The 25,966-nt window shown below is 67.4% G+C and carries 28 protein-coding genes; 17 read left to right on the top strand and 11 right to left on the bottom strand.

Features of this window, described 5'->3' with window-relative positions; genetic code table 11:
* Positions 1-16: 16 nt before the first annotated feature.
* From ACLV8F_RS08170 to ACLV8F_RS08250, 17 genes are all read left to right on the top strand, one after another.
* Positions 17-280: an acyl carrier protein gene (locus tag ACLV8F_RS08170; protein ID WP_411883735.1), complete on the top strand. Its 264-nt coding sequence runs from the start codon at positions 17-19 to the stop codon at positions 278-280.
* Positions 273-848, top strand: coding sequence for a hypothetical protein (locus ACLV8F_RS08175; RefSeq protein ID WP_411883736.1), 576 nt, complete (start codon positions 273-275; stop codon positions 846-848). Before ACLV8F_RS08170 ends, ACLV8F_RS08175 begins: the two co-directional genes overlap by 8 nt.
* Positions 849-854: 6 nt before the next feature.
* Positions 855-2,642, top strand: coding sequence for an AMP-binding protein (locus ACLV8F_RS08180; protein ID WP_411883737.1), 1,788 nt, complete (start codon positions 855-857; stop codon positions 2,640-2,642).
* A complete protein-coding gene (locus ACLV8F_RS08185) occupies positions 2,635-3,375 on the top strand; it encodes a glycosyltransferase family 2 protein (RefSeq protein ID WP_411883738.1) in 741 nt (246 codons plus the stop codon). The genes ACLV8F_RS08180 and ACLV8F_RS08185 overlap by 8 nt, the downstream gene beginning before the upstream one ends.
* Positions 3,375-4,379, top strand: coding sequence for an acyltransferase (locus ACLV8F_RS08190; protein ID WP_411883778.1), 1,005 nt, complete (start codon positions 3,375-3,377; stop codon positions 4,377-4,379). Before ACLV8F_RS08185 ends, ACLV8F_RS08190 begins: the two co-directional genes overlap by 1 nt.
* Complete coding sequence (gene hutH / locus ACLV8F_RS08195; protein WP_411883739.1) at positions 4,369-5,916, top strand: HAL/PAL/TAL family ammonia-lyase; 1,548 nt, start codon at positions 4,369-4,371, stop codon at positions 5,914-5,916. Before ACLV8F_RS08190 ends, hutH begins: the two co-directional genes overlap by 11 nt.
* Positions 5,903-6,358 carry an acyl-CoA thioesterase gene (locus tag ACLV8F_RS08200; protein WP_411883740.1) on the top strand — a complete coding sequence of 152 codons (456 nt, stop codon included), beginning with the start codon at positions 5,903-5,905 and terminating at the stop codon, positions 6,356-6,358. The genes hutH and ACLV8F_RS08200 overlap by 14 nt, the downstream gene beginning before the upstream one ends.
* Positions 6,355-6,993 carry an outer membrane lipoprotein carrier protein LolA gene (locus tag ACLV8F_RS08205; RefSeq protein ID WP_411883741.1) on the top strand — a complete coding sequence of 213 codons (639 nt, stop codon included), beginning with the start codon at positions 6,355-6,357 and terminating at the stop codon, positions 6,991-6,993. Before ACLV8F_RS08200 ends, ACLV8F_RS08205 begins: the two co-directional genes overlap by 4 nt.
* Complete coding sequence (locus ACLV8F_RS08210; RefSeq protein ID WP_411883742.1) at positions 6,990-9,308, top strand: MMPL family transporter; 2,319 nt, start codon at positions 6,990-6,992, stop codon at positions 9,306-9,308. The genes ACLV8F_RS08205 and ACLV8F_RS08210 overlap by 4 nt, the downstream gene beginning before the upstream one ends.
* Positions 9,305-10,546: an NAD(P)/FAD-dependent oxidoreductase gene (locus ACLV8F_RS08215; protein ID WP_411883743.1), complete on the top strand. Its 1,242-nt coding sequence runs from the start codon at positions 9,305-9,307 to the stop codon at positions 10,544-10,546. The genes ACLV8F_RS08210 and ACLV8F_RS08215 overlap by 4 nt, the downstream gene beginning before the upstream one ends.
* Positions 10,534-11,097, top strand: a complete 564-nt coding sequence (locus ACLV8F_RS08220; protein ID WP_411883744.1) for a DUF3261 domain-containing protein — start codon at positions 10,534-10,536, stop codon at positions 11,095-11,097. Before ACLV8F_RS08215 ends, ACLV8F_RS08220 begins: the two co-directional genes overlap by 13 nt.
* The gene (locus ACLV8F_RS08225; protein WP_411883745.1) at positions 11,094-12,278 is read left to right on the top strand and encodes a beta-ketoacyl-ACP synthase; all 1,185 of its coding nucleotides are present in this window, start codon (positions 11,094-11,096) and stop codon (positions 12,276-12,278) included. The genes ACLV8F_RS08220 and ACLV8F_RS08225 overlap by 4 nt, the downstream gene beginning before the upstream one ends.
* Complete coding sequence (locus tag ACLV8F_RS08230) at positions 12,278-12,769, top strand: hypothetical protein (protein ID WP_411883746.1); 492 nt, start codon at positions 12,278-12,280, stop codon at positions 12,767-12,769. The genes ACLV8F_RS08225 and ACLV8F_RS08230 overlap by 1 nt, the downstream gene beginning before the upstream one ends.
* Positions 12,766-13,494: a 3-oxoacyl-ACP reductase FabG gene (gene fabG / locus ACLV8F_RS08235; RefSeq protein WP_411883747.1), complete on the top strand. Its 729-nt coding sequence runs from the start codon at positions 12,766-12,768 to the stop codon at positions 13,492-13,494. The genes ACLV8F_RS08230 and fabG overlap by 4 nt, the downstream gene beginning before the upstream one ends.
* Positions 13,491-14,720 (top strand): beta-ketoacyl-ACP synthase, encoded by a 1,230-nt coding sequence (locus ACLV8F_RS08240; protein WP_411883748.1) that lies wholly within the window; start codon positions 13,491-13,493, stop codon positions 14,718-14,720. Before fabG ends, ACLV8F_RS08240 begins: the two co-directional genes overlap by 4 nt.
* Positions 14,721-14,882: 162 nt before the next feature.
* On the top strand, positions 14,883-15,299 hold the full coding sequence (locus ACLV8F_RS08245) for a hypothetical protein (protein WP_411883749.1): 417 nt from the start codon (positions 14,883-14,885) through the stop codon (positions 15,297-15,299).
* A gap of 20 nt (positions 15,300-15,319) precedes the next feature.
* Entirely contained in the window at positions 15,320-16,042 is a 723-nt protein-coding gene (locus tag ACLV8F_RS08250) for a 4'-phosphopantetheinyl transferase family protein (protein WP_411883750.1), read from the top strand.
* Between the two features lie 338 nt (positions 16,043-16,380).
* Here the strand turns inward: ACLV8F_RS08250 and ACLV8F_RS08255 are convergent, their stop codons facing one another.
* The 11 genes from ACLV8F_RS08255 to hutC all read right to left on the bottom strand — a co-directional run bounded on the left by ACLV8F_RS08255 (position 16,381) and on the right by hutC (position 25,725).
* Complete coding sequence (locus ACLV8F_RS08255; RefSeq protein WP_411883751.1) at positions 16,381-16,692, bottom strand: hypothetical protein; 312 nt, start codon at positions 16,690-16,692, stop codon at positions 16,381-16,383.
* Positions 16,689-17,396 carry a class I SAM-dependent methyltransferase gene (locus tag ACLV8F_RS08260; RefSeq protein WP_411883752.1) on the bottom strand — a complete coding sequence of 236 codons (708 nt, stop codon included), beginning with the start codon at positions 17,394-17,396 and terminating at the stop codon, positions 16,689-16,691. Before ACLV8F_RS08260 ends, ACLV8F_RS08255 begins: the two co-directional genes overlap by 4 nt.
* A gap of 196 nt (positions 17,397-17,592) precedes the next feature.
* A complete protein-coding gene (locus ACLV8F_RS08265; protein ID WP_411883753.1) occupies positions 17,593-19,023 on the bottom strand; it encodes a formimidoylglutamate deiminase in 1,431 nt (476 codons plus the stop codon).
* Positions 19,024-19,044: 21 nt separating this feature from the next.
* On the bottom strand, positions 19,045-19,875 hold the full coding sequence (gene hutG, locus ACLV8F_RS08270; protein ID WP_411883754.1) for an N-formylglutamate deformylase: 831 nt from the start codon (positions 19,873-19,875) through the stop codon (positions 19,045-19,047).
* 55 nt (positions 19,876-19,930) lie between these two features.
* Complete coding sequence (locus ACLV8F_RS08275) at positions 19,931-20,710, bottom strand: amino acid ABC transporter ATP-binding protein (protein WP_411883755.1); 780 nt, start codon at positions 20,708-20,710, stop codon at positions 19,931-19,933.
* Complete coding sequence (locus ACLV8F_RS08280) at positions 20,707-21,375, bottom strand: amino acid ABC transporter permease (RefSeq protein ID WP_411883756.1); 669 nt, start codon at positions 21,373-21,375, stop codon at positions 20,707-20,709. Before ACLV8F_RS08280 ends, ACLV8F_RS08275 begins: the two co-directional genes overlap by 4 nt.
* A gap of 20 nt (positions 21,376-21,395) precedes the next feature.
* Positions 21,396-22,154: a transporter substrate-binding domain-containing protein gene (locus tag ACLV8F_RS08285; protein WP_411883757.1), complete on the bottom strand. Its 759-nt coding sequence runs from the start codon at positions 22,152-22,154 to the stop codon at positions 21,396-21,398.
* Positions 22,155-22,207: 53 nt separating this feature from the next.
* On the bottom strand, positions 22,208-22,951 hold the full coding sequence (locus tag ACLV8F_RS08290; RefSeq protein ID WP_411883758.1) for an IclR family transcriptional regulator: 744 nt from the start codon (positions 22,949-22,951) through the stop codon (positions 22,208-22,210).
* A gap of 233 nt (positions 22,952-23,184) precedes the next feature.
* Positions 23,185-24,399, bottom strand: coding sequence for an imidazolonepropionase (gene hutI, locus ACLV8F_RS08295; protein WP_411883759.1), 1,215 nt, complete (start codon positions 24,397-24,399; stop codon positions 23,185-23,187).
* Entirely contained in the window at positions 24,396-24,956 is a 561-nt protein-coding gene (locus ACLV8F_RS08300) for a HutD family protein (protein WP_411883760.1), read from the bottom strand. The genes hutI and ACLV8F_RS08300 overlap by 4 nt, the downstream gene beginning before the upstream one ends.
* A gap of 58 nt (positions 24,957-25,014) precedes the next feature.
* The gene (gene hutC / locus ACLV8F_RS08305; RefSeq protein WP_411883761.1) at positions 25,015-25,725 is read right to left on the bottom strand and encodes a histidine utilization repressor; all 711 of its coding nucleotides are present in this window, start codon (positions 25,723-25,725) and stop codon (positions 25,015-25,017) included.
* Between the last annotated feature and the right edge of the window lie 241 nt (positions 25,726-25,966).

A 25,966-nucleotide genomic window follows, 5' to 3' on the forward strand; every position in this document is an offset into this window, starting at 1 on the left:
TTGCAAGGACGCCATCATGACCAAAGAAGAAATACTCCAGCGCATCGTGACCATTCTTGTGGAAACCTTCGGCATAGAGGCCGAACGCATCGTGCCCGAAGCCCGGCTGCGCGACGACCTGGACATCGACAGCATTGACGCCGTGGACCTCATGGTGCAGCTCAAGCCGCTGGTGGGGCAACGGCTGCAACCCGAGGCTTTCAAGTCGGTGCGTACCGTCAGCGACGTCGTCGACGCGCTGTACAAACTGACGGCGGGGCACGAGGCGGCCGATGCCTAAATGGCGCGTCGTCAGCGTGCTGCTGGCGCTTGTCACGCTGGCCTATCCGCTGATTGTTTATCTCAGCCTGGGCCGGCTTGAGCCGCGCTGGCTGGCACTGCTGCTGCTGGTCCTGGCGCTGATGCGCCTGGTGGTGAGCCGCACGGCCGTCACCTGGGGCTTCGCGGCCGGGGCGCTGCTGCTGGCCACTTTCAGCTGGGCCGGCAATGCGTGGATGCCGCTCAAGTTCTACCCGGTGGTCGTCAGCGCCGTGCTGCTGGCGCTGTTCGGTGCCAGCCTGCTGCATCCGCCCAGCGCCATCGAACGGCTGGCGCGCTTGCGCGAACCCGACCTGCCGGCCGAAGCCGTGGCCTATACCCGGCGCGTGACGCAGGTGTGGTGCCTCTTTTTTACCGCCAACGGCCTCACGGCATTCGCCACGGCGATCTGGGCCAGCGATGCGCTCTGGACGCTGTACAACGGCTTTGTTTCGTACTGCCTCATGGGCGCGCTGATGGCCGGGGAGTGGCTGGTGCGCCGCCGGGTGCGCGCCCGCATCGCCGCCGCGGCGAATACCGCGCGGGGTTGAGTGACCATGGCTGACTGGTGGTCCCTGAGCGATCTCGCCTGCCGCCCGCCCGACGCGCGGCGCCTGGTGGCCTTGACCGGCGACGGCAAACATGTGTCGCATGCCGACCTGCTTGAAAGAACGGCCTGCTGGCAAGGCGTTTTTTCCGCGCGGCCGCAATCCCACTTCGCCCTCTACTTCAACGACCCCTTCGAGTTCGCGGCGGCTTTGCTGGCGGCCTGGCATGCCGGCAAAACCCCCGTGCTGCCCGGCGATGACCGGCCCGACACGGTGCGTGCCATGCTGGAGGCCGGCTACCTGCTGGCCGGTGATTTGCCCGGCGCGCTGCAGGCCGGCGCCGTGCCGGAAGCGGCCGGGCGGCAGCCCCTGAATCTTTCCGAAGCACGCCTGCGGCTCTACACCTCGGGATCGCAAGGCCAGCCCGAGGCGATCGACAAACGCCTGGACCAGCTGGTGTCCGAAGTGGAGGCGCTGCAAACCGCATTCGGGCCGCTGCTGGCGGGCCGGGATGCGCAGGTCGGCGCACCCACGGTGTGGGCCACGGTCTCGCACCAGCACATTTACGGGCTGCTGTTCCTGGTGCTGTGGCCGCTGGCGGCGGGCCGGCCTTTCGGCGCGCGCCGGCTGCTCTACCCGGAAGACCTCGCGGCCTGCCTGGGCGCCCAGCCTTCCATCATGGTGTCCACCCCCGCGCACCTGAAGCGCCTGGGTGAGCCGCCGAACTGGGAGCAGGCCAGGCACCAGCTGCGCGCCATTTTTTCATCGGGCGGGCCGCTGCCTTTTGAGGTGTCCCAATCAGCCGCCACGATTTTGGGCCGGACGCCCATCGAGGTCTTCGGCAGCTCGGAAACCGGCGGCATCGCCTGGCGCCAGAGCGCGGCCGCGGATCAGCCCTGGCAACCGTTTTCCGACGTGCACTGGCGGCTGGACGGTGAATGCCTGAGCGTGCAATCCCCACGGCTGCCCGACGCTGCATGGTGGACCACCAGCGACCGCGCCGCGCCGGCCGGCGACGGCAGCTTCCGCCTGCTGGGCCGCGTCGACCGTATCGCCAAGATCGAAGAAAAACGCGTATCGCTCAGTGCGGTCGAGCAGCAGCTGCTGGCAACGCCCTGGGTGCGGGAAGCCAAAGCGCTGGTGGTTGACACGGCCGTGGGCGCCCGCGTGGGCGTGGTGGCCGTGCTGACGCCCGCAGGCCGCGAGCAGGAAAACCTGGGCCGGCGCGGCCTGGTTGATTTGCTGCGTGAGGCCTTGTCCAGCCGTGTGGAGGCCGTCGCGCTTCCCCGGCGCTGGCGCTTTGTGGAGGCCCTGCCGGTGAATGCGCAAGGCAAAACGCCGGAGGCCTTGCTGGCGGCGCTTTTCGCACCTCAAGCGCCCGCGGCACGCCCCGAAATGCCCGCCGTGCAATGGCTGGTACGCGGTGAGACAGATGCATTGGCCACGCTTGACATCCATGCGGGCCTGACGGTGTTTGACGGCCATTTTGAGGCCGCGCCTATCCTGCCGGGCGTCGCGCAACTCGATTGGGCGCTGTCGCTGGGGCGCGAATGTTTTGCCCTGCCGCAGCGCTTCGTGCGGCTGGAAGCCCTGAAATTCGTGCGGCCCGTGCAGCCCGGCACGGCCTTGCACCTGGCGCTGCAATTCAAGCCAAGCCTGGCCGACGCCACGCTGTGCAGCCTGAGCTTTCGCCTGTATTCGCATGAGGGAAGGGATGCTTCCAGCGCATCGGCCCCGAACGAACACGCCAGCGGCCGCGCCATCTGGTCGTATGAGCCGGGAGCCGCCCATGCATAAGCCGGTTGCGGTGATCCCCTGTTACAACCACCCAAAAACCATAGGCTCGATGGTGGACGCGGTGCACGCCCACGGCCTCGAGGTGGTGGTGGTTGACGACGGCAGCGACGCGGCCTGTGCCAAAGTACTGGACGAACTGGCCGCCGCGCAAGGCGCCGGCATGGTGCTGCTGAGGCTCACCCACAACCAGGGCAAGGGCGGCGCGATGATGGCCGGCCTGCGGCACGCGCTCTCGCTGGGCTACACGCATGCGCTGCAGATCGACGCCGACGGCCAACATGAGGCGGCGGACATCCCGAAATTTCTCGCGGCCTCGGCCGTGCAGCCCGATGCCGTGGTCTGCGGTGTGCCCGTTTACGACGATTCGGTCCCCAAGGCCAGGCTCTACGGGCGCTACGCCACCCACGTCTGGGTGTGGATCAACACACTGTCGCTGGACATCACCGACTCCATGTGCGGCTTTCGCGTCTATCCGCTGGAGCCCGTCGTCAAGCTGTTCAACCAGGCACGCCTGGGCCGGCGCATGGATTTCGATTCCGAGCTGCTGGTGCGCCTGCACTGGCGCGGCCTGCGCATCGTCAACCTGCCGACGCGGGTGCGTTACCCGGCCGACGGCATTTCACATTTCCAGCTGGTGCGCGACAACGTCCTGATCTCCGGCATGCATGCGCGCATGCTGGCGGGCATGCTGCTTCGCCTGCCCTTGCTGCTGTGGCGCAAGGTCGCATCGTGATGCAGCCGTCCATCACGCCGCCGGCCGCGCCGCACTGGGCCAGCCTGGGCGAACACACCTTTGTCGCCGGCGTGCGGCTGCTCTTCTGGGTGTACCGCGTGCTGGGCCGCCTGCCTTTTCGCCTGTGCCTGTACCCGGTGGTGGCTTATTACTGGGCGACGCGCGGCGATGCGCGGCGCGCCTCGCTGGACTACCTGCAAAAACTCGAAGCGTCCACCGGCAGCCTGGGCCATGCACCGGCGTGGCGCGACACGCTGCGGCATTTCCTTTCATTCGCCGACGCCATCCTCGACAAGCTGCTGGCCGTGAGCGGCGGCATGCCGCAAGGCAGCCTTCGCAGCGAAGGCGAAGAAGGCCTGGTGGCCCTCTGCGCCCAGGGCCGGGGCGCGGTGATCGTCACCGGCCACATCGGCTGCATGGAGCTGTGCCGCATCAGCGCGGAAAGGCATCGCGGAATACGGCTCAACGTGCTGGTGCACACACGGCACGCGGAGCGCTTCAACCGCATCCTGCAGCAGTTGCACCCCGACAACGAAGTGCGTTTCATCCAGGTCACCGAAGTCAACCCGGCCACCGCCATGCTGCTGGCCGACAAGGTGGCGCAAGGCGAGTTCGTCGCCATCGCCGGCGACCGCGTGCCGGTGCGCCAGAGTATGGCCGTGCCGGCCCGCTTCCTGGGCCACGAAGCGCAATGGCCGGTGGGTCCCTATGTGCTGGCCGCGCTGCTCAAGTGCCCGCTGTATGCCATGGCCTGCGTGCGCGAAGGCGGCATGCAAGGTGGCGACGGCGGCGGCTACACGCTGCGCGTGCAGTGCCTGGCCGAAGAGGTGCGGTTGCCGCGCCATGCCCGCCGTGAAGCGCTGGCCGCGCACGCGCAGCAATTCGCCGGCTGGCTGGAAGTGCTGCTGGCGCGCGCGCCGCTGGCCTGGTTCAATTTTTTCCCCTTCTGGGCGCAGGCCGTTCCCCCGCGCACCGCACAACCTGATCGCGACCATGACCGCTGAACTTGCAGAACCCGTGACTTTTGACGGCCGGCGCCTGGACGTGGAAGACGTCGTCGCGCTGTCGACGCGCGCGCGCCGGGCGGCGCTCGGCCACGCCCCGGCCTTTCGCGCCCGCATCGAACGCGGCGCGGCCTTCCTGGACCGGCTGCTGCGCGAGGACGGCGTGGTCTACGGCGTGACCACCGGCTACGGCGATTCCTGCACCGTCAGCATTCCGCCCGAACTGGTCGCCGAGCTGCCGCACCACCTCTACACCTTCCACGGCATAGGCGCGGGCCGCTGGCTGACGCCCGAAGAAACGCGCGCCGTGCTGGCCGCGCGCCTGGCCTCGCTGTGCCAGGGCGTGTCGGGCGTGAGCTGGGAACTGCTGGTGCAGCTGGAGCAACTGCTGGTGCGCGACTTGCTGCCGCTGATACCGGCCGAAGGCTCGGTGGGCGCCAGCGGCGACCTGACACCGCTGTCTTATGTGGCCGCGGTGCTGTGCGGCGAGCGCGAGGTGCTGTTCGAAGGCCGGCGCCAGCCTGCCGCCGAGGCGCTGGCCCGCATCGGCCTGGCCCCCTTGCGCCTGCGGCCCAAGGAAGCGCTGGCGCTGATGAACGGCACTTCGGTCATGACCGGTCTCGCCTGCCTGGCCTGGGAGCGCGCCGACGGCGTGGCGCGCCTGGCCACGCGACTGACCGCGTGCAACGTCTGGGCCAGCGACGGCAACGCCCACCATTTCGACGAAACGCTTTTTTCGCTCAAGCCGCACGCGGGGCCGCAACTGGTGGCGCGCCGCCTGCGCGAAGACCTGCTGTCCGACCGGCCCGCGCGCAATGAGAGCCGGCTGCAGGACCGCTATTCGCTGCGCTGCGCGCCGCACGTCATCGGCGTGCTCGAAGACGCGATGCCCTGGCTGCGCCAGCTGGTTGAAAACGAACTCAACAGCGCCAACGACAACCCGCTGATAGAGCCCGACGAGGAGCGCGTGCTGCACGGCGGGCATTTCTACGGCGGCCACATCGCGCTGGCCATGGGCACGCTCAAGAACGTGGTCGCCAACGTGGCCGACCTGCTGGACCGGCAACTCGCGCTGCTGGTGGACACCCGTTTCAACCACGGCCTGCCGGCCAACCTGTCGGCGGCCACCGGGCCGCGCGCGGCCATCAACCATGGCCTGAAGGCGCTGCAGATCAGCGTCTCGGCCTGGACCGCCGAGGCGCTCAAGCAGACCATGCCGGCCTCTGTGTTCTCGCGCTCGACCGAATGCCACAACCAGGACAAGGTCAGCATGGGAACCATCGCCGCGCGCGACGCGCTGCGCGTGCTGGAACTGACGGAACAGGTCGTCGCCGCCCTGCTGATCGCCGCGCGGCAGGCGCTGGCCCTGCGCCTGCCCCTGAGCAAACTTCCGCTGCCCGCGCCGCTGGCCGGCTTCCTGGAGCGCCTGTCCGGCGAGATCGCGCTGGTCGAAGAAGACCGCGCGCTGGACGCCGACCTGCAGCGCCTGCTGGCCGGCATGCGCGCGGGGCAATGGAGGCTTTATGACCGTGGCTGAACACACCACCGCCGGCCCTGGCCCCGACCTCAGCCATGAGATCGAACTGAGCCCGGCCTTCCACGACCTGGACCCGATGAACATCGTGTGGCACGGCAACTACGTCAAGTACCTGGAACTGGCGCGCAACGCGCTGATGGCCAAGTTCAATTACGACTACCCGCAGATGCACGAGTCCGGCTATGCCTGGCCGATTGTCGACCTGCGCGTGAAGTACGTCGGCTCGGTGCATTACGGCCAGCGCGTGCGCATACGCGCGCGCATCGTCGAGTGGGAGAACCGGCTCAAGATCGAGTACCTGATCCTGTGTGCCAAAACCAATGCCAGGCTGAACAAAGCCAGCACCGTGCAGGTCGCGCTCGACATCCGCACCGGTGAAATGTGCTGGGTCTGCCCGCCTGTGCTGTGGGAGCGCCTGGGTGTGAAGGGACCGGGCGCATGAAGCGCCGCGAACTGCTCACGCTGCTGCCGGCCGGCCTGGCCACCGGTTTGGCCGTCATGGGCAGCGCCACGCACGCACAGTCCGCGCCCGACCTGCTGCCCGAAATAGGCCGCCGCCTGGAAAACCCCGCCGTGCTGCGCGGCGAGTTTGAACAAACCAAAACCATCAAGGGCTTCAAACGCCCGCTGGTGTCCAAGGGCACATTTGTGATGGCGCGCGATAAAGGCGTCTTGTGGGTCACCGCCCAGCCCTTTGCGTCCACCGTGGTCGTCACGCGCGAGCGCCTGCTGACACTCGGCGAAAGCGGCGCCAGCCGGCAGATCGACACGCGCCAGGAACCGGGCCTGCGCGCCGTCAATGACATGCTGATGGCGCTGCTGGCCGGCGACGTCAAGGCGCTGGCCGAACGCTTCGCGGCCGAAGGCGCGCTGCAAGGCGCGCAGGGCTGGCGCCTGGCGCTCAAGCCGCGCGACGCGGCACTGGCCGGCTTCATCACGCGCATCGAGCTTGAAGGCAGCCGCCACGTCGACAGCGTGAACCTGCACGAGGCCTCGGGCGACGCCAGCCGCATCCGCTTTTTCAACCATGCGGCCTCCAGCCTGAGCGCGGCCGAAGCCGCGCGTTTCGGGCCATGAGATTTTCCGCGCGCCTGGGCACACCGCAATGGTTGGCACTGGCCTGGCTGCTGGTCGTGGCCGCCATAGGCTGGCACCAGTGGCAATTCTGGCAAGCGCCGCGGCTGGACACCGACGTCTTCGCGCTGCTGCCGCAAGACGAAAAAGCCCCGGTCGCGCAACGCGCCATGCGCCAGCTCGGCGAGCAGGGCGAGCGCCGTGTGGTCATCATGCTGGGCGCGGCCGACTGGCGCGGCGCCCAGGATGCGGCCGGCCGGTTTGACGCGTCGCTGGCCGCCGCGCATGCGGGCCTGCGCCGCGCCGGCGACGGCGGCGTGGCCGCGCAGGCGCTGGATTTTTACCGGCCCTGGCGCGACGCACTGCTCACCGACACCCAGCGCGCGGACCTGCGCAACGCGGACACGGCAACACTGGCCGCGCAGGCGCTGGAGCGGCTGCACGGCCTGAACACCGGCCAGCCCACGGCCTGGCTGGCCGACCCGCTGGGCCTGTGGAGCGCCTGGTGGTCGCAGCGCGGCGGGCTGACGGCGGCCAGGCCCCGCGACGGCCTGCTGTGGGTGGCCGACCCGGACGGCCAACGCGACTGGGCGGTGCTGCTCTACGAAACCGAAGGCTCGGCCTTTCGCTTCGACGGTGACCGCCGCTGGGGCGATGCGCTCGACGCCGCGGCCGCAGCGGCGGGCCCCGTCACGGTGCTGCGCGCGGGCGTGCCCCTGCATGCCGAAGCCGGCGCGGCCCAGGGCAACCGCGAAATGAACACCATAGGCTGGGGGTCGCTGGCCGCCGTCATCGCGCTGGTGTGGTGGGCCTTCCGCGCGCTGCGCCCGGTGGCCCTGATCGCGGTGTCGCTGGGGGTCGGCTGCGCCGCGGCGCTGTCGGTCACGGTGTGGGTGTTCGGCCAGGTCCATTTGCTGACGCTGGTGTTCGGCGCCAGCCTGGTCGGCGTGGCCGAGGACTTCGGCATCCACTACTTCACCTCGCGGCTGGCCTCACCCAATACACCGCGCTGGCCGCTGATGAAACACCTGCTGCCCGGGCTGGCGCTGGCCTTGCTGACCAGCGTGCTCGGCTACCTGGTGCTGGCTGTGGTGCCCTTTCCGGGCTTGCGGCAGATGGCGGTTTTTTCGGCCGTGGGCCTGGTCGCCGCCTTCCTCACCGCCGTGTGCTGGTTTCCCGCGCTGGATAGCGGCGCGCTGCGCGGCAGCCGCATGGCCGGCGCAGTGGCGGCCAGCCTGGCGCGCTGGCCCGTGCTGCGGGGGCGCAGGCTGTGGGTGCTGCTGGCGCTCTTCACGCTGCTGTGCGCCTGGGGTGTTTCGCGCTTGCATGCCAACGACGACCTGCGCCAGTTGCAGTCCTCGCCCCCCGAATTGATCAAGGACCAGATCGAGGTCAGCCGCCTGCTGCGAATCCCCAGCCCGGCGCAGTTTTTTGTGGTGCAGGGCCCTACGCCCGAAGTCGTGCTGCAACGCGAAGAGGCGCTCAAGGACAGGCTGCGGCTGCAGGATGCCAAAGCCGATGCGCCCGCGCTCAGCGCCGTCTCCGACTGGGTGCCGTCGGCCGCGCGCCAGGCGGAAAACCGCCTGCTCACCGCGCGGGCCGAACAGCAGGTGCTGGCCAAAGTCAGCCAGGCGCTGGGCGAGGACCTGCAACGCCCGGCCTTCGACCCGGCGCCGCTGGACCTGCAGGCCTGGCTGGCCAGCCCCGCTTCTGCCGCGGCGCGCGCGCAGTGGCTGGGCCAGGTCGACGGCGGTTATGCCAGCGCCGTGCTGATACGCGGCCTGGCCAATCACCCGCAGGCGGAGGCGCTGCGTGCGCTCGGCGCGCAGGTCGAAGGCGTGCACTGGGTGGACCGCGCAGGCGACATGTCGGGCCTGCTGGGGCGCTTTCGCGTCACCATGGGCTGGCTGCTGGTGCTGGGGCACCTGGTGGTATGGTCCGCCATGGCGCTGCGTTTCGGGCGCTCGGCCTGGCGCGCCTGGCTGCCGACCGCGCTGGCTTCGCTGGGTTGCCTGGCCGCGCTGGGCTGGCTGGGCGAGCCCTTCCAGCTTTTCAATTTGCTGGCGCTGATGCTTCTGCTGGGCATGGGCGTCGACTACGGGATTTTCCTGCTCGAGCACCAGGGCGAGGACCAGGGCCACGCCTGGCTGGCGGTGCTGCTGGGCGCGCTCAGCACCGGCCTGTCCTTCGGCCTGCTGGCCCTGTCGGCCACGCCGGCCCTGCATGCCTTCGGGCTGACCCTGCTGATCGGGCTGGCGCTGGTGTGCCTGCTTGCTCCCCTTTTTCGTTTACATCAACCCAACCCAAGGCAGGCATGACACAAGACCAACAGGAACACACGGACATCCTGATCATCGGGGCCGGCCCCGCAGGCGCCGTGGCCGCGGGTTTGCTGCGAAAGCAGGGCCGGCAGGTGTTGATCCTGGAGCGCGAGCAGTTCCCGCGCTTTTCCATCGGCGAAAGCCTGCTGCCGCAAAGCATGGAATACATCGAGGCGGCCGGCATGCTGCGGGCCGTCGTCGAGGCGGGTTTCCAGTACAAAAACGGCGCAGCCTTCACCTGCGGCGACCGGCACACCGAATTCGACTTCCGCGACAAATACTCCCAGGGCTGGGGCACGACCTACCAGGTGCAGCGCGCGCGCTTTGACGACGTGCTGGTCAAAGAGGCGGTGCGCATGGGCGCCGAAGTCCGCTTTCGCCACGAAGTGCTGGCGGTGGACGTGGCGGGTGAGCGGCCCAGCGTGCAGGTGAGGGGCGCCGACGGCCGCACGTATGGCGTGACCGCCAACTTCCTGCTGGACGCCAGCGGTTTCGGCCGCGTGTTGCCCCGGCTGCTGGGCCTGGAATACCCTTCGGGCTTTCCCACGCGCGGCGCCATCTTCACCCACGTGCAGGACAACGTGCCGGCCGGCGCGGGCTTTGACCGGCAAAAAATCCTGGTCACCGTGCACCCGGAGCATTGCGACGTCTGGTACTGGACCATCCCGTTTTCCGACGGCCGCTGCTCCCAGGGCGTGGTGGCGCGCACCGAATTCCTTGCGCAGTACACCGGCAGCGATACGGAGCGCCTGCAGGCCATCGTGAGCGAGGCGCCCGGCCTGCGCGCCCTGCTGGGCAATGCCGTGTGGGACACGCCGGCGCGCAGCATCACCGGCTATTCGGCCAACGTCAAGTCGCTGTGGGGCAAGGGCTATGCGCTGCTCGGCAACGCGGGGGAATTCCTGGACCCGGTGTTTTCCAGCGGCGTGACCATCGCCTTCAAGTCGGCCAGCCTGGCGGCCACCTGCCTGCAGCGCCAGGCGGCCGGCGAGGCCGTGGACTGGGAAAGCGACTACGCGCAGCCCTTGAAAGCCGGTGTCGACACCTTCCGCGTGTTCGTCGAATCCTGGTATGCCGGCGGCTTCCAGAAAGTCATCTTCCACGAGAACGCCAATCCGGAAATCCGCCGCATGATTTCGTCCATCCTGGCCGGTTATGCCTGGGACACCGGCAACCCCTACGTCGCGGAGTCCAAACGGCGGCTGGCCGTGCTGGAGGAATTGTGTTCGGCCTGAAACACCTTGCAGCGATGCTGGCCGCGGCGATGCTGTCGGCCTGCGCAGCCATGCCATCCACGTCGCCCGCAAGCGCCACGCCGCTGCTGCGCCTGGCGCCGTCATCGCTGGGCCGCGAACTGGCGGTGGTGCAGCAGCTGGAAGTCAACGCCGCGGGCCAGACGCGCTCGCTGGACGTCGCGTTTGAAGCCGACGCGCAATCCGTCCGCATGGCTTTCATGCAGCTGGGCCAGACCATTGCGCGCCTGGAATGGGACGGCCGGCAGCTCGCGCAAAGCCTGGCGCCGGGCTGGCCCAAGGTGGTCAGCGCCGAACGCGTGCTGAGCGACCTGCAGTTGGTCTGGTGGCCGGCCGGGGCCGTGCGCGCGGGCCTGGCGCCGGGCTGGCAGCTGGTTGAGTCGCCGCAAACGCGTGAACTCCTTCATGAAGGCCGCGTGGTGACCTCGGTGCGCAAGCTGGCGCCCGATCACGTCGAGCTGACCCAGCATGCCGAAGGCTATACCGTGCAAGTCCGCACCCGGGGCGCATCGCCTGATTTCGCCGCACCATGAGCACGATCTATCTGCATCCCCCCGGCCTGGTCTGCGCGCTGGGCCACGGCCTGCCCCAGGTGCGCGAAGCGCTATGGAACGCGGCCGGCCCGGGCGGCCTGACGCAGACCGGGCGGTATTCGCCTGGGCGCAGCCTGCCGCTGGGCGAAGTCCACGCGGCCCTGCCCTGCCTGGCCCATGCCGCGCCGCAGTACCGCGTGCGCAACAATGCCATCGCATTGCTGGCCCTTGAGGAGATACGCCCGGCCGTGGAAGCCGCGATCAACCGCTTCGGCCCATCCCGTGTCGCCGTCGTGGTCGGCACCAGCACCTCGGGCCTGTCCGAGGGCGAGGCCGCGCGCGAACTGCATGAGCGCACCGGCGCCTGGCCCGCGGGCTTCAGCTACGCCCAGCAGGAGCTCGGCAACCTGGCCGGCTTCCTGGCCGCCGAACTGGGCCTCACGGGCATCGCGCACGTCATCTCCACCGCCTGCTCCTCGGGCGCCAAGGCGCTGGCCAGCGGGGCGCGCCTGCTGAACGCGGGCATGGCCGACGCCGTGGTGGCCGGCGGCTGCGACGCGCTGGGCGCCTTCACGGTGGCGGGCTTCTCGGCGCTGGAGTCGGTCTCGGCCGCGCGCTGCAACCCGATGTCGGTGAACCGGCGCGGCATCAACCTGGGCGAAGGCGCGGCACTGTTTTTGATGACGCGAGAAGAGGCGCCGGTGCGCCTGGCGGGCTGGGGCGAAAGCTCGGACGCGCACCACATGTCGGCGCCCGACCCCACCGGCCGCGGCGCCATGCGCGCCATGCGGGCGGCGCTGCAGCGCGCCGGCGTGGCGGCCGGCGCGGTGGATTACCTCAACCTTCACGGCACGGCGACGCCCCACAACGACGCCATGGAAAGCCTGGCCGTCGCCGAAGTGCTGGGCGCCGAGGTGCCGGTCAGTTCCACCAAACCGCTGACCGGCCACACCCTGGCCGCCGCGGGCGCCGTCGAGGCGGCCTTCGGCTGGCTGACGCTGGCAGGCAACCCGCAAGGCCTGCTGCCGCCGCACTGGTGGGACGGCGAGCGGGACCCGGCCCTGGCGCCGCTGCGCCTGGTCGCGCCCGGTGAAAGCCTGGGCCGCGCGCCGCGCTATGTGCTGAGCAATTCATTCGCTTTCGGCGGCAGCAATGCGGCCGTCCTGCTGGGGAGTGCCTGATGGGCCAGCCGGACGCATCGCTTCGTCTTCAGGTGGCGGACCTGGTTCCGCACCGCGGCGCCATGAGCTGGCTGGACCGCATCGTCAGCGTCGACGCCGAACGCGTGGTGGCCGAGGCCGATATCGGCGAGGGCAGCCTGTTCCTGCGCAATGGGCAGCTCGACGCCTGGACAGGCATCGAATACATGGCGCAGGCCATCGCCGCCTGGGCCGGCCACCGGGCGCAGCGCGAGGGGCGCCGCGTCACGCTGGGCTTCCTGGTGGGCACGCGTCGCTATGATGTGCAACGCCAGTCCTTCAAGCCGGGGGAGTGCCTGCGCATCGAGGCGAGTTGCGAGCTGATGGCGGACAACGGCCTGGGCATGTTCGCCTGCCGCATCCTGGTGGATGGCGAGCTTGCGGCCTCGGCCAACCTGTCGGTGTTCGAGCCTCCCGAGGGAGAGGCATTTCTGAATCTTCATAAAACTGAGAAAAAAGGGGAGACGTCATGAATCGCTGCGTGCTGGTCACGGGATCAAGCAGGGGCATAGGCCGGGCCATCGCCCTGCGCCTGGCCAAAGACGGCTATGACGTGGTCGTGCATTGCCGCCGGGAGCGCGAGCAGGCCGAAGAGGTGGCCGGCGCCATCCTGGAGATGGGCCGCGAAGCGCGTGTGCTGTGCTTCGACGTGACGGACCGCGCGCTGGCCGGCAGCATGCTGCTGGCCGACATCGAGGCGCACGGGGCCTATTACGGCGTCGTCTGCAACGCCGGCATCGCGCGCGACAACGCCTTTCCCGCCATGAGCGGCGAAGACTGGGACGCCGTCATCCACACCAATCTCGACGCCTTCTACAACGTGCTCAACCCGGTCGTCATGCCCATGGTGCGCAGGCGCGCCCCCGGGCGCATCGTGACGCTCTCCTCCGTGTCAGGCCTGATGGGCAACCGCGGCCAAACCAACTACAGTGCGGCCAAGGCCGGCATCATAGGCGCCACCAAGGCGCTGGCGGTGGAACTGGCCAAGCGCGAAATTACCGTGAACTGCGTGGCCCCCGGCCTGATCGACACCGACATGATTGAACCCCAAGTGCTGGAAGAAGCCCTCCACATGATCCCCGCCCGCCGCATGGGCCGCCCCGAAGAGGTGGCGGCCGCCGTGTCCTTCCTGCTGTCGCCCGACGCCGCCTACATCACCCGCCAGGTCATCTCCGTCAACGGGGGGATGGTCGGATGAAGCGCGTCGTCATCACCGGCGTGGGGGCGATCAGCCCGCTGGGCCACGACTGGCCCACCGTGAGCGCCCGCCTGCGGGAAGAGCGCAACGTGGTCCAGTACATCCGCGAATGGGACGAGTACGAGGGCCTGAACACGCGGCTGGGCACCCGCGCCGCGCCCTTTGAGATGCCCGCGCACTACAACCGCAAGGTCACGCGCAGCATGGGCCGGGTCGCCATCATGGCCACCATGGCCAGTGAAAAAGCCCTGGCCGACGCCGGGCTGGCCGGCGACCCGCTCGTCACCGGCGGCGACATGGGCATCTCCTACGGCTCGTCGATAGGCTCGCCCGCCGCCATGGGCGACTTCGGCAACATGATCGCGCGCAAGACCACCGAAGGCATCAACGCCAACACCTACATCCGCATGATGTCGCACTCGGCCGCGGTCAACATGGGCGTGTTCCTGGGCGTCACCGGGCGCATCATCCCGACCTCCAGCGCCTGCACCGCCGGCAGCCAGGGCGTGGGCTACGCCTTCGAGGCCATCCAGAGCGGCCGGCAGGTCGCCATGCTGGCGGGCGGCGCCGAAGAGCTCGATGCCACCGACGCCGCCGTGTTCGACACCCTGTTCGCCACCAGCACCAGCAACGACACGCCGCACTTGAGCCCCCGCCCCTTCGACGCCGACCGCGACGGCCTGGTGCTGGGCGAAGGCGCCTGCACCCTGGTGCTGGAAGAGCTGGAACACGCCCGCGCGCGCGGCGCAAAAATCCTGGCCGAAATCATCGGTTTCGGCACCAACAGCGACGGCACGCACGTGACCCAGCCCAACCCGCGCACCATGGCCAAAGCCATGCGCCTGGCCCTGGCAGGCGCCGGGCTGCCGCCCGAGGCCATCGGCTACATCAACGCCCACGGCACCGCCACCGAGCACGGCGACCTCGCCGAAACGCAGGGCACCTACGAGGTCTTCGGCGGCCGCACCCCCATCAGCTCGCTGAAAAGTTACATGGGCCATACCCTGGGCGCCTGCGGCGCGCTGGAAGCCTGGATGAGCGTGGAGATGATGCGCGACGGCTGGTTCGCGCCCACCATCAACCTGCGCAATGTCGACCCGCGCTGCGGCGACCTCGACTACGTGCGCGAAGGCGGGCGCAGCCTGCAGACCGACATCGTCATGAGCAACAACTTCGCCTTCGGCGGGATCAACACTTCGCTGATCTTCCGGCGCTGGGCGGACTGAGCGTGCCGCCCGCAAACATTGAGAATTCACCGGCCGGACACGCCATGCGGTCCGCCCGTCCACCATCACGAAGGCCCGGGGGAATCGCCCCCACGCCCGAATGAAAAGCAGCCGGCCGGATAAGCCGGCACAGTCGTCAACTGAAGAGAGAGGGAACACACCATGAAATCGAAATTTTTCGCCGGCCTGATTTTTGCGCTGGTTTTTGCCGCCGGCCCCGCCAGCGCGCGCTGGCCCATGCCCATCGTGAACCACCCCGACGTTCCCGTGGTCACCACCAGCGGCAACGCCCCCAGCGCCGCACGCGTCAAGGAAGCCATCCTGGCCGGCGCCGCCGCCAAGAACTGGACGGTCGCCCAGCAGGCCGACGGCAACCTGCAGGCAACGCTGAAAGTTCGCGGCAAGCACACCGTCATCGTGCTGATCACCTACACGCCGGTGAAGTACTCCCTGGCGTACCAGGACAGCATCGACATGAACTACGGCCAGCGCAACGGCGAGCCCGTCATCCACCCTTTCTACAACAACTGGGTGGCCGAGCTCAAGGAATCCATTCGCGGCGAACTGCTCAAGATCTGAGCGGCGACCGGGGGCAAACGATGAGCGCCAGCACACCCGGCCCCATCGTCAGCCTCAAGCTGGACAGCGTGGCGGCCGTCCATGCGGGCTTGTCTGGCCTGGGCCTGGACTGGCTCAGTGAAGCGGAACAGGAACGCCTGGCAGCCATGACCGCCCCGCGCCGCCGCACCCAGTTCATCGCCGGGCGCTGGCTGGCCCGCCGGTGCCTGGCAGCCCGCGCCGGCGGCCGCTGGCAAGACTACACCCTGTCGGCACCCGACGATGGCGCGCCGCAGGTGCTGGCGGCACCGGTGCCTGGTCATTGGTATTTTTCCCTGAGCCACAGCGGCGACTGGCTGGCCTGCGCGGTGTCACCGCAAGCGGTTGGCGTCGACGTTGAATGCAGCGACCGCCCCCGCGATTTCCAGGCACTCAACGAATGGATGCACGAACCCGACGCCCTGCAGGGTGGGCCCGTCGATCCACAAGAACAGCAAGCCTGGTTTTACGCGCAGTGGACACTCAAGGAGGCTTGGCTCAAGCAGGTGAGTTCTGCAGTTCCGGCACCTGCATTACGGCCTTCGATGCGATCAGCCCGGTTCATACCCCGCAAAGATGGTGACGACGCGGCGATGGTTGGAAGGGGTGAAGCGTTCACCATAGCGGTCTATCCGGCGACACCCGCCACGCTGCGATGGGAAGAAGCCGGCGCCTTGGGGCAAGCCCAGTGGGGCAGTTGGGAACATGCCGGTATAGCGGCATAAACCACACCCAATCCCCTGAGTCACCCGAACGGTTGTTGGTATTCGGCAGTTTGGATTCCACTCCCCGCTCCTACCCCTTGTGGATGCGCCGAGGAGCGGAGGGCCAGACGGATCAGGGCAAAAACTTGTTTGAGCCGCAGGCGAGTTGTTTTTGACCCCGTCTGGACCGAGCACCGCAGGTTGCCCGCAGCGAAGCGGAGGGACGCAGACTGCGGGTCGCCTTTTTTTGCTTACTTTTTTTGGCGAAGCAAAAAAAGTGAGTCGCATGCCGGGCGACCCCGGCCCCGGAACTCAAAACAACCCTAGCGCCTGAAACACAAAGAGGCTTCTACAACTCCCTAGTGCCCAATCAGATTCATCGCCCTGAGCATGCCCACCACCCCGACCAGAATCCAGAACAGGTTCAGCAGCGAATAAGCCGCATCCCGCTTGAGCAGTGAGCACCACGACAGCATCACGGCGTCGACGGTGTTGAAGGCCCAGACAAACAGGAAAGGGCTGGCGGGCCCCAGCCAGCTGACCAGGCCGAAGCTGAAGATGCGCATCAGCACACCGACCATTTCGATGACGCGGATGTGGTCCAGGATAAAACCGTTGACCACGGCGCGCAGGCCAAGCCGATCCACGCCTGCGGCGGCAGCGCCGCTCAAGGCTTCACCGCCACGGCATTGACCAGGGTTTCCTCACGCTCCACCGGCAGCGGCTTGCCTATCCACTCCAGAAAGCCCAGGTCGGGCCGGCTCCACCACAAATAAGGCAGGGAGACACGCGAGTCCGGCAAATCAAAACCTGCCTGCCTGACCATGGCCACGTACTCGGGCGCGGTGCGCTGCACGTCCATCGGGTGGCGGAACAGCACGCGTATCGGCAGCGAATGGATGTACTTGCGCGTCGACTCGGCGAACAGCAGCACGCCCCCGGGCTTGAGCACCCGGAAGAACTCGGCCATGGCCTCTTCCTGGGCCACGATGTGGTGGAAGGTCTGGTGGCAAAAAATCATGTCGAAATGCTTGTCCGGCCACTGCATGCGCGAGGCGTTGCCGGCGTGCAGCTCCACCGGGCTGGGGCAGGCCCTGGCCTCGGCGCCGGCGCGCTGCTGCAGGCCGGGGTCCATGTCCATGCCGACGATCAGCTGCGGGGAAAAGCGCTTGGACAGCTCGGCGAACGAATGGCCGAAGCCGCAGCCCACGTCCAGCACGCGGTCGTAGCGCGCGCCCGGCGGCAGCAGGGTTTGCAGGTCGTTCAGGGCACGGTTCAGCACGTGGACCTTCCAGGTCATGGTGCGCAGGAACCAGTTACCGAAGCCGGTTTCCTCAACAAATGCGTCGACGGCCGACGTGGCATGCATGGTCATTCAACTCCCCCTCTTTCGATTTTTTGTGGCCAGGCCAACGGCTGCCTGGCAGGCATAGTCCAGGGGCCAGGCTGAATCGTTCATTGTGGCCCTGCCGGAGCTTGATTGTCGGTCAAGCGGGGCCGCCCCGGACGGGCACCCTGGCCGAAGGGGAAAGAGGCCACCTCGCAGGCCGATGGAGCGTCCGGGCGTTAAGCTAGCGTCCCGCGGACCAAAGCTCCTGCATGGCACGCACAAAGCCCTGCATGAGGCGCGGCTGGAGCACCCCGCCACGCGCGCTTCCCGTGGCCTGGCCGTGGGCGGCGACGCGCTCACCGGCCACATACACCTCGCCCAAGGCCGCGCCGGGGCTGGAAAACACCAGCGCATCGAGCGCATGGCCGGCCGGCACGCCCAGCAGCGCGGGGGATGCCATGTCCAGCGTCACAAAATCGGCGCGATGGCCGGGCGCGAGGCCTGCCTGCATCTGGCCCGTGGCCGGGAAGCCGCCTGCCAGTGCGGCCTCGAACAGGCCGGCGGCGCTGCTTTCGTGGCCGAGCACGCGCGCGGCGATGTTGCGCTGGCGCAGCGTGAAGCGCTGTGAATATTCAAGCAGGCGCAGCTCTTCGGGCCAGCTGCGCGTGACGTGGCTGTCGGAGCCGATGGACCAGCGCCCGCCCGCCGCCGCGTAGGCCGGCAAATCAAACACGCCGTCACCCAGGTTGGCCTCGGTGGCCGGGCAGATCACGATGGCCGCGCCGCTGCCCTGCACGCCCTGCAGCTCGGCCGGCGTGGCATGGGTGGCGTGCACCAGGTTCCAGCGGGCGTCGACGCCGGCGTTGTTCAGCAGCCATTCAATCGGGCGCTGGCCGGTGTGCTCCAGGCAGTCGTCGACTTCCTGCGTCTGCTCGGCGATGTGGATGTGCACCGGCAGGCCGGCCTCTTTCGCCGCCGCGGTGAGTTCATGCAGGGCGGCCGGGCTGGCGGCGCGCAGCGAGTGCACCGCCACGCCGACGTTGATGCGCGCATCGCCCTGCGTCTGCCGCTGGATCTGGTCGACCGTGCGCATCACGCTTTCGGGCGTGGAGGAAAACCGGCGCTGGTCTTCACGCAGGCCGGTGGCCTTGAAGCCGGAGCGCATGTACAGCGTGGGCAGCAACGTCAGGCCTATGCCGGTGCGCTGCGCGGCGCGCACCAGGGCCAGCGACATCTCCGCTGGGTCGGCATAGGCCGCACCGCTCACGTCGTTGTGCAAATAGTGGAAATCGCAGACCTGGGTATAGCCGCCGGCCAGCAGCTCGGCATATAGCTGGGTCGCTATTGCCTCCAGCTGGTCCGGCGTGATGCGGTTGGCCGCGCTGTACATGCGGTCGCGCCAGCTCCAGAAATCGTCGGATGCATGGGCGCCGGCGCTGCGGCGTTCGGTCAGGCCGGCCATCGCGCGCTGGAAGGCATGGCTGTGCGCGTTGACCAGGCCGGGCAGCACCGGGCCGGGCAAACGCGTGGCACCCGCCGCTTCTTGCGCGGTGGCGCCGGGTTGCACGCTTTGCCAGGCGCCGTTGGCGGCCACCGTCAGCAGGACGTCTTTGGCCCACGCGCCCTGCACCCAGGCCTGGGGAGCGAAAAAAGTTTTGGGATCAGGGCTCATGGTGTTTCAGGCATTCAGCATTCATGCGTAGAGGTGGACGGCGGCATCCAGCGCGCCGGAGACCATCATCTTCAGCAAAGGCTGTACCTGCCACGCCAGCGCTTCTTCGTAGGCATAGGGCGGCACTTCCTGCATGTAAAGGCTTTGGCACATTTCGAGCTGCACGGCATGCACATTGCCGGCCGGCTGGCCGTAGTGGCGTGTGATGTAGCCGCCCTTGAAACGGCCGTTGACGGCGGTGCTGATGTGGGGCGCGGCCTCGCAGGCCCGCACCACCGCATCGGTGATGGAAGCGTGCGCGCTGGCGCCGCTGGCCGTGCCGATGTTGAGGTCGGGCAGCTTGCCTTCGAACAGCCAGGGGATGTGCGAGCGAATGCTGTGCGCGTCCCACAGCAGGGCAAAGCCGTGCAGCGCCTTCAGCCGCGCCAGCTCGGCGGCCAGCGCCGCGTGGTAGGGCTGCCAGTAGGCTTCGCGCCGCCGAATGCGCTCTTCGGGGCCAGGCTCGTGGCCGGCTTTGTACAGCGGTTCGCCGCTGAAAAAGCGCGTGGGGCACAACTCGGTATTCGACGCGCCGGGGTACATGGGGGCGTCGTCGGGCGGGCGGTTGAGGTCGATGACATAACGCGAATAACGCGGCCGCAAAACACTGGCACCGACCCCGGGCAGACAGTTGTAGAGCCGGTGCAGGTGCCAGTCGGTGTCTTCGACCCGCAACGCATCCTCTGTGTAACCGCCCTGCAGTTCAGCCGGTATCTCGGTGCCTATGTGCGGCATGCTGACCAGCAGCGGCATCGTGCCTTGCTGCAGGCTGAAAACGTCACTCACGCCGTTTGCATCGCTGAAGTCGCTCATGGGGTCTGGCCTCTGGAAAAAGTGGGGTGCGAAAGACCGGAAGATAACAGCACGGTCAGGTCCGTGACAACACCGCATGCAGGAAATCGCGCGTGCGCGCCTGCGTGGGATTGGTGAAGATGATATCGGGCGGCCCGGCTTCGATCAGCACGCCGCCGTCCATCACCACCACGATGTCGGCGACCTCGCGCGCGAAGTCCATCTCGTGGGTCACCACCATCATGGTCATGCCCTCGCTTGCCAGCAGCTTCATGACCTGCAGCACCTCGCCGACCAGCTCCGGGTCCAGCGCGGAAGTGGGCTCGTCAAACAGCATCAGCTGGGGCTGCATGGCCAGCGCGCGGGCAATCGCCACGCGCTGTTTCTGGCCGCCCGAGAGGCTGGCCGGCATGGCATGGGCTTTTTGCCGCAGGCCCACCTTGTCGAGCAGCGCCATGGCGTCGGCCTCGGTCTGCTGCCTGGACAGGCCGCGCACCTTGCGCGGGCCGACGGTGATGTTGTCGATGACCGACAGGTGCGGGAACAGGTTGAAGGACTGGAACACCATGCCGACGTCTTCACGCAAGTGGTTCAGCGCCTGGTCGTCCAGCATGCGGCCGGCATCGGCCAGCACGCGCCCGCAGATCTCGACGCGGCCGCTGTCGGGCGTCTCCAGCCCGTTGCAGCAGCGCAGGAAGGTGCTCTTGCCGGAGCCGCTGGGGCCTATGACGACCACCACCTGCGAGGGCTGGACGTCAAAATCAATGCCGTGCAGCACGACGTGCTCGCCGAAGGACTTGCGCAAGCCGCGGAGGGTAACGATGGGCTGCTTGCCTTTGGGTTCTGGCGTGTTCATTGCACCATGCCTCCGGCGCGCAACCGCTGCTCGATGCGGCGCAGCGCCAGCGTCGTCAGCCCGGTCAGCACAAAATACATGACGGCAATCACAAGATAGACCTCCAGTGAGCGGTAGGAAACGCTGATGATTTTTTGCCCCTCGTGCATCAGTTCATGGATGGTCAGCAGCGACACCAGCGCAGAGTTCTTGATCAGCGCGATGAACTCGTTGCCCAGCGGCGGGATCATGCGCACCAGCGCCTGCGGCAGGATGATGTTGCGCATGGCGGTGCCGTAAGACATGCCGATGGAGCGCGCGGCCTCCATCTGGCCCTTGTCGATGGACTGGATGGCGCCGCGCACGATTTCCGACACATAGGCGCCGGAATAGATGCCCAGGCCTATCACGCCGCACAAAAACGCCGGCAGCATGATGCCGAACTGCGGCAGGCCGAAAAACAGGATGAACAGCTGCACCAGCAGCGGCGTTCCGCGTATGGCCGCCACGTAGCTGGTGCACAGCGCATAGACCACGCGCCGGGCCGGATTGAGGCGCCCGATCCCCACCAGCAAGCCCATGATGCAGCCAAGCACCAGGGCCACCGCCGTGATTTCCACGGTCACCAGCGCACCCGACAGCAGGTTGCGCCACCCGGCGAAAGCGGGCGAGAAATCGAGTTCCATCGGTCAGGCCTTCGGTCTGCTTATTTGGCGGCGGCCGGCGCGGTGGTGTTGCTGAACCACTTTTTCACGATCTGGGCGTAGGTGCCGTCGGCCTTGAGTTTGGCCAGGGCGCCGTTGACCGCCTTGGTCAGCTCGGGCGTGTCCTTGCGCAGCGCCATGCCGTATTCCTCGGTGGTGAGCTGCTGCTCGAGCACGCGCTGGCCGCCGCGGGTGCGCACGTACTGGAAGGCGGCCGGCTTGCCGGTCACGGCGGCGTCGGCGCGGCCGATCTCGACCAGGTTGAACATTTCCTGGTTCTTCTCGACTTCCACCAGCTGCACCTGCGGGTAGTTGGTGGCCAGGTAGCTCACCGACTTGGTGCCCACCTGCACGGTCACCTTCTTGCCGTTCAGGTCGGCCAGCGTCTTGATGGTGGTGTTGCCTTCTTTCACCATGGCCACCAGGCCGCCCGCGTAGTAAGGCTCGGTGAAATCCACGACCTTCTTGCGGTCGTCGGTGATGTAGATGGCCGACACCGCCATGTCAAAGCGCTTGGACACCAGCCCGGGGACCAGGCCCTTGAAGTCGATGTCTATCCATTCGACGCGCTTGTTCAGGGTCTTGGCGACGGCTTCCACAAGTTCGATGTCAAAGCCGGTGCGTTTACCGTTTTCAACGTATTCCATGGGCGGGAAGGTGGCGTCGGTGCCGACACGAAGCACGTCCTGCGCATGCGCGCCGAGGGAAACAAGGCCGAGGACGGCGATGCAGGAAGCAATGAATTGGCAGCGGAAGGTCATGGTGTTTTCTCCAGGGGGTTAAATAAATTCGGACATCAAACGGTCAAAAGCGCTCAGCGACTCAAACTTCGGGAAATGCGGGCGGCGGCGACCACCGCCATCTGGATCAGCGGCGGGTGTTTGCCCTGGATGCGCACGCTGGGCGCCATCAAGGTCAGGGCGCCGACGGCCTGCTGGCCCATGGCGAACAGCGGCGCGCTGACGCCCCAGACGCCGGCATCGACCTCGCTGTCGCTGACGGCAAATCCCGCCTTGCGGATCTCCGCCAATTCGGCCAGCAATTCGGGCTGCTGCCGTTCGGCCCCCAGCGCCGCTTTCAATGCCGCGGCCGGCATGTGCGCCATCAGGCATTTCGCCGAGGCGCCTTTTTCCAGCGGCACGCTGCGGCCTTTTTCAAAAGAACAGCGCAGGGACTGGCGGCTCTCGACCATGTCGATGCAAATGGCCTGGCCGTTGACCGCGACGATCAGGCCGACGCTTTCCTGGGATTGCTGCGCCAGCAACTGCATGTCCTGGCGGGCCCGCTGCGCCAGGTGGGAGGCCAGGTCGTAGCCCAGTGCCAGCTGCAGGCTCAAGGGGCCGGGTGCATAACGGCCCTCGGTTTCCAGGACAAAGCCCCAGCGCTTGAGCGAGAGCAGTTGCCGGTACAGCGTGCTCTGGCTCAGCCCTGTTTTGGCCAGCAGTTCCACCGCCGTCAGGGGCCGCCCCTGCTGCGCCAGCGTGGCCAGCACCACCAGCGCGCGATCGACGGCGGAAGGCGTCGAAAGAGGGGAAACAGCGGGAGCATCGGGCAACATGGGTTCAGTATCCGGCTCTGGCCGATACGCGCAAAGCACTATTTCTCATTGGCTGGGAATGGCTGTTTGTTTTTTGGCGTCCGGCGATGCCCGGCATTCACGCCGGCAAGCAGCGGCCCATGCGGCGGCTCAACTCAATCGCTGGAAGCTGACAGGGGAAAAAACTCGCCTGAATTCAAGGCCGCACACGTCGCAGCCACACACCGGCGCAGAGCACCAGCGTGCAGCAACATTCATACCAGCCGGCCTCTGAAGACGGTCTGTTGGCGCGGGTTGGCGCCCAGGGCGTAACTCAACTCGGCCGGCCGCTGCACGCCCCACAGCACAAAGTCGGCGCGTTTTCCCTCTGCCAGCACACCGCGGTCGCGCAGGCCCAGCGCGGCCGCCGCGTGGCGCGTAACACCGGCCAGCGCCTCTTCAGGCGTCAGGCGAAACAGCGTGCAAGCCATGTTGAGCATCAACAGCAGCGAGGTGCAGGGCGAGCTGCCCGGGTTGCAGTCGGTGGAGATCGCCATGGGCACGCGCTGCTCGCGCAGCAGGGCCACGGGCGGCAATTTGGTTTCACGCAAAAAGTAGAACGCGCCGGGCAACAGCACCGCCACCGTGCCCGCCGCCGCCATGGCCCGTGCGCCTTCGGGCGACAGCCATTCAAGGTGGTCACAGCTGATGGCGCCGTAACGCGCCGCGAGCTGCGAGCCGCCGCTGTCGCTCAGTTGTTCAGCATGCAGCTTGACGGGAATGCCCAGCGCTTTCGCTGCGGCAAACACACGTTCGGTCTGCGCGGTGCTGAAGGCAATGCGTTCGCAAAAGGCGTCGACCGCATCGACCAGGCCTTCGGCGTGCAGCAGCGGCAGCATCTCAAGCACCGCATCGACATAGGCATCGGTGCGGCCGGCGAATTCGGCGGGCACGGCATGCGCGCCCAGGAAAGTCGTGCGGATGTCCACCGCATGGCTTTGCGCCAGCGCGCGCGCCACCGAGAGCGTCTTGCGTTCATGCTCCAGCGCCAGGCCGTAGCCGGACTTGATCTCCAGCGTGGTCACGCCTTCGCTGATCAATTGCTTGAGCCTGGGAGCGCTTTGTGCCTGCAGTTGCTGCGCGCTGGCGGCGCGCGTGGCCTTGACGGTGGACGCGATGCCGCCGCCGGCGCGGGCGATCTCTTCATAGCTCGCGCCATTGAGGCGCAACTCGAATTCATGGGCACGGTCGCCGCCATAGACCAAATGGGTGTGGCAATCGATCAGGCCCGGGGTGATCAGTGCGCCGCCCGCGTCATGCTGCGCGGTGCAGCGCGCCAGCAACTCCACCGGCAGCTCAGCGCGCGGGCCGACCCAGGCGATGGTCTCGCCATCGACCACCAATGCGGCATCTTCGATCAATCCATAGGGCTGCGATGCGCCAGCCAGCAGCGTGGCGGCATTGCAATTCGTCCAGACTTGCAGGCTCATGCGGGAATCTCCATCCAGAGGGCTTGCTGAGCGGCGATGCGCACCGCGGCGCTGCCCGTTACCGTGCGCCAGGCCAAAGTGGCGGGGGGCAGCTGCAGAGGCTCTTCGTCAAACAGCACGGTTGCGGCCGAGGCGTGCGCATACACGGCGATCGTGGTCCCGTCACCCAGCGTTTCTGAAAAACGCCCGTCGACACGCAGCATGCGTGAAGGCTTGGGCCCCCTGCGCACCATGAGGTTGAAATCCCGCGTCTTGCCGTTGATCAATTCGCAGCCAGTGGCGGCGCCACCGTCGAAGAACAGCGGCGCGTCACCGGCCGTCATGCGATGCGGCACGCCCGCCACGTCGAGCTGCACGCCGGCGCCTTCCAGCACGGCGAACCAGCGCTCTATGCCCTCGAACTTCGAGAAGGGCCCGCTTTGGTCGACGTCGGCCACCGACATGCGCCAGGCCCAGTCACCCGCGTCAGGCCACATGGCCAGCTCGCGCGTGACGCCGCCGCCGTTGCGCCATGGCGTGGCGGGGATGTCGGCCAGCTGCACAATATTCCAGCTCATTGAGAAAACCTCCGCGCTGCTGCGCTGCGGTACGAGCCCTTGGGACGGCACGGCGGTCTCATGCCTGAAACTTCCCCGCAAAGCTGTAGCGCGAGCCGGGATACACCAGGCGCGCCACACTCGCAATGTTGGCGCCGCTCACGGTGCGCCGCATCATGGCCAGGCAGGCTTCGCCGAGTTTGATTTCGAGGTGTTTGGCCTCCAGCGCAGAAGGCAGGCAGGCTTCAATCGAATAACTGGCTTCCGTCAGCGGGGCTTCGGCCAGCAGGTGGTGGGTGGGCGTGGTTTCGCTGAAATCGGTTTCCAGGTAGTGCGGCGCGGCCGCCGGGTTGACGTAGCGGTCTTCGTACTGGATGGGCACGCCGTTCTCCAGGTGGATCAGGATGGTGTGGAACACCCGGCCGCCCGGGCGCAGGCCCAGCGTGCGCGCCAGGTCGGCGCTGGCTTTTTCGGATTCGGCCAGCAGCACGCGCGAGGTGTGGATATGGCCGCGCTCAACGACTTCCTCGTGGATGTCACGGATGGTCAGCGTGGAGGAGATGCGGTGCAGCTCGGCGACGAAGGTGCCGGAGCCCTGGATGCGCGTGACCATGCCCTCGCCCATCAATTCGCGCAGCGCGCGGTTCACCGTCATGCGGCTCACGCCGAACTGCTCCATCAGCACGGATTCGCTGGGCACCGGGTCGCCGGGCTTCCAGGTGCCGGCGCTGATGCGTTTCTTGATGAATGCCTTGACCTGGCCGTAGGCAGGCAGTGGGGTGGTGGCCATGGGGTTCAGCGCAATGTTGGCGGATTTAAGAAAAAATCATTGTCACCGCAAAAAGCCGCAGGCAGGCCCTTGCGGCCCTTTACAGATTCTTGCGCACAAAGCGTAGCTTACGCCAGTTGACACAAGTTGTATAGACAACTACGATTTACACCAGTCACCCCCGCCTGGTTTTTTCCCGGCCCTTATTCCCGTCCTTTCAGTCCTTTGGCAAAAACGTCCGGAAAGTTTTTGTTTTTATTCC

The organism is Polaromonas sp. YR568 (assembly GCF_943369675.1).
Lineage (GTDB): Bacteria > Pseudomonadota > Gammaproteobacteria > Burkholderiales > Burkholderiaceae_C > Polaromonas.

Bases quoted from the DNA above. Each gene is read 5' to 3' on its own strand.
- ACLV8F_RS08230 (WP_411883746.1), top strand. From the start codon at position 12,278: ATGGGCCAGCCGGACGCATCGCTTCGTCTTCAGGTGGCGGACCTGGTT.
- ACLV8F_RS08260 (WP_411883752.1), bottom strand. From the start codon at position 17,396: ATGACCATGCATGCCACGTCGGCCGTCGACGCATTTGTTGAGGAAACC.
- ACLV8F_RS08225 (WP_411883745.1), top strand. From the start codon at position 11,094: ATGAGCACGATCTATCTGCATCCCCCCGGCCTGGTCTGCGCGCTGGGC.
- ACLV8F_RS08240 (WP_411883748.1), top strand. From the start codon at position 13,491: ATGAAGCGCGTCGTCATCACCGGCGTGGGGGCGATCAGCCCGCTGGGC.
- fabG (WP_411883747.1), top strand. From the start codon at position 12,766: ATGAATCGCTGCGTGCTGGTCACGGGATCAAGCAGGGGCATAGGCCGG.
- ACLV8F_RS08200 (WP_411883740.1), top strand. From the start codon at position 5,903: ATGACCGTGGCTGAACACACCACCGCCGGCCCTGGCCCCGACCTCAGC.
- ACLV8F_RS08170 (WP_411883735.1), top strand. From the start codon at position 17: ATGACCAAAGAAGAAATACTCCAGCGCATCGTGACCATTCTTGTGGAA.
- hutH (WP_411883739.1), top strand. From the start codon at position 4,369: ATGACCGCTGAACTTGCAGAACCCGTGACTTTTGACGGCCGGCGCCTG.
- hutG (WP_411883754.1), bottom strand. From the start codon at position 19,875: ATGAGCGACTTCAGCGATGCAAACGGCGTGAGTGACGTTTTCAGCCTG.
- ACLV8F_RS08190 (WP_411883778.1), top strand. From the start codon at position 3,375: ATGCAGCCGTCCATCACGCCGCCGGCCGCGCCGCACTGGGCCAGCCTG.
- hutI (WP_411883759.1), bottom strand. From the start codon at position 24,399: ATGAGCCTGCAAGTCTGGACGAATTGCAATGCCGCCACGCTGCTGGCT.
- hutC (WP_411883761.1), bottom strand. From the start codon at position 25,725: ATGGCCACCACCCCACTGCCTGCCTACGGCCAGGTCAAGGCATTCATC.
- ACLV8F_RS08300 (WP_411883760.1), bottom strand. From the start codon at position 24,956: ATGAGCTGGAATATTGTGCAGCTGGCCGACATCCCCGCCACGCCATGG.
- ACLV8F_RS08285 (WP_411883757.1), bottom strand. From the start codon at position 22,154: ATGACCTTCCGCTGCCAATTCATTGCTTCCTGCATCGCCGTCCTCGGC.
- ACLV8F_RS08180 (WP_411883737.1), top strand. From the start codon at position 855: ATGGCTGACTGGTGGTCCCTGAGCGATCTCGCCTGCCGCCCGCCCGAC.
- ACLV8F_RS08215 (WP_411883743.1), top strand. From the start codon at position 9,305: ATGACACAAGACCAACAGGAACACACGGACATCCTGATCATCGGGGCC.
- ACLV8F_RS08265 (WP_411883753.1), bottom strand. From the start codon at position 19,023: ATGAGCCCTGATCCCAAAACTTTTTTCGCTCCCCAGGCCTGGGTGCAG.
- ACLV8F_RS08175 (WP_411883736.1), top strand. From the start codon at position 273: ATGCCTAAATGGCGCGTCGTCAGCGTGCTGCTGGCGCTTGTCACGCTG.
- ACLV8F_RS08275 (WP_411883755.1), bottom strand. From the start codon at position 20,710: ATGAACACGCCAGAACCCAAAGGCAAGCAGCCCATCGTTACCCTCCGC.
- ACLV8F_RS08250 (WP_411883750.1), top strand. From the start codon at position 15,320: ATGAGCGCCAGCACACCCGGCCCCATCGTCAGCCTCAAGCTGGACAGC.
- ACLV8F_RS08185 (WP_411883738.1), top strand. From the start codon at position 2,635: ATGCATAAGCCGGTTGCGGTGATCCCCTGTTACAACCACCCAAAAACC.
- ACLV8F_RS08205 (WP_411883741.1), top strand. From the start codon at position 6,355: ATGAAGCGCCGCGAACTGCTCACGCTGCTGCCGGCCGGCCTGGCCACC.
- ACLV8F_RS08245 (WP_411883749.1), top strand. From the start codon at position 14,883: ATGAAATCGAAATTTTTCGCCGGCCTGATTTTTGCGCTGGTTTTTGCC.
- ACLV8F_RS08210 (WP_411883742.1), top strand. From the start codon at position 6,990: ATGAGATTTTCCGCGCGCCTGGGCACACCGCAATGGTTGGCACTGGCC.
- ACLV8F_RS08290 (WP_411883758.1), bottom strand. From the start codon at position 22,951: ATGTTGCCCGATGCTCCCGCTGTTTCCCCTCTTTCGACGCCTTCCGCC.
- ACLV8F_RS08280 (WP_411883756.1), bottom strand. From the start codon at position 21,375: ATGGAACTCGATTTCTCGCCCGCTTTCGCCGGGTGGCGCAACCTGCTG.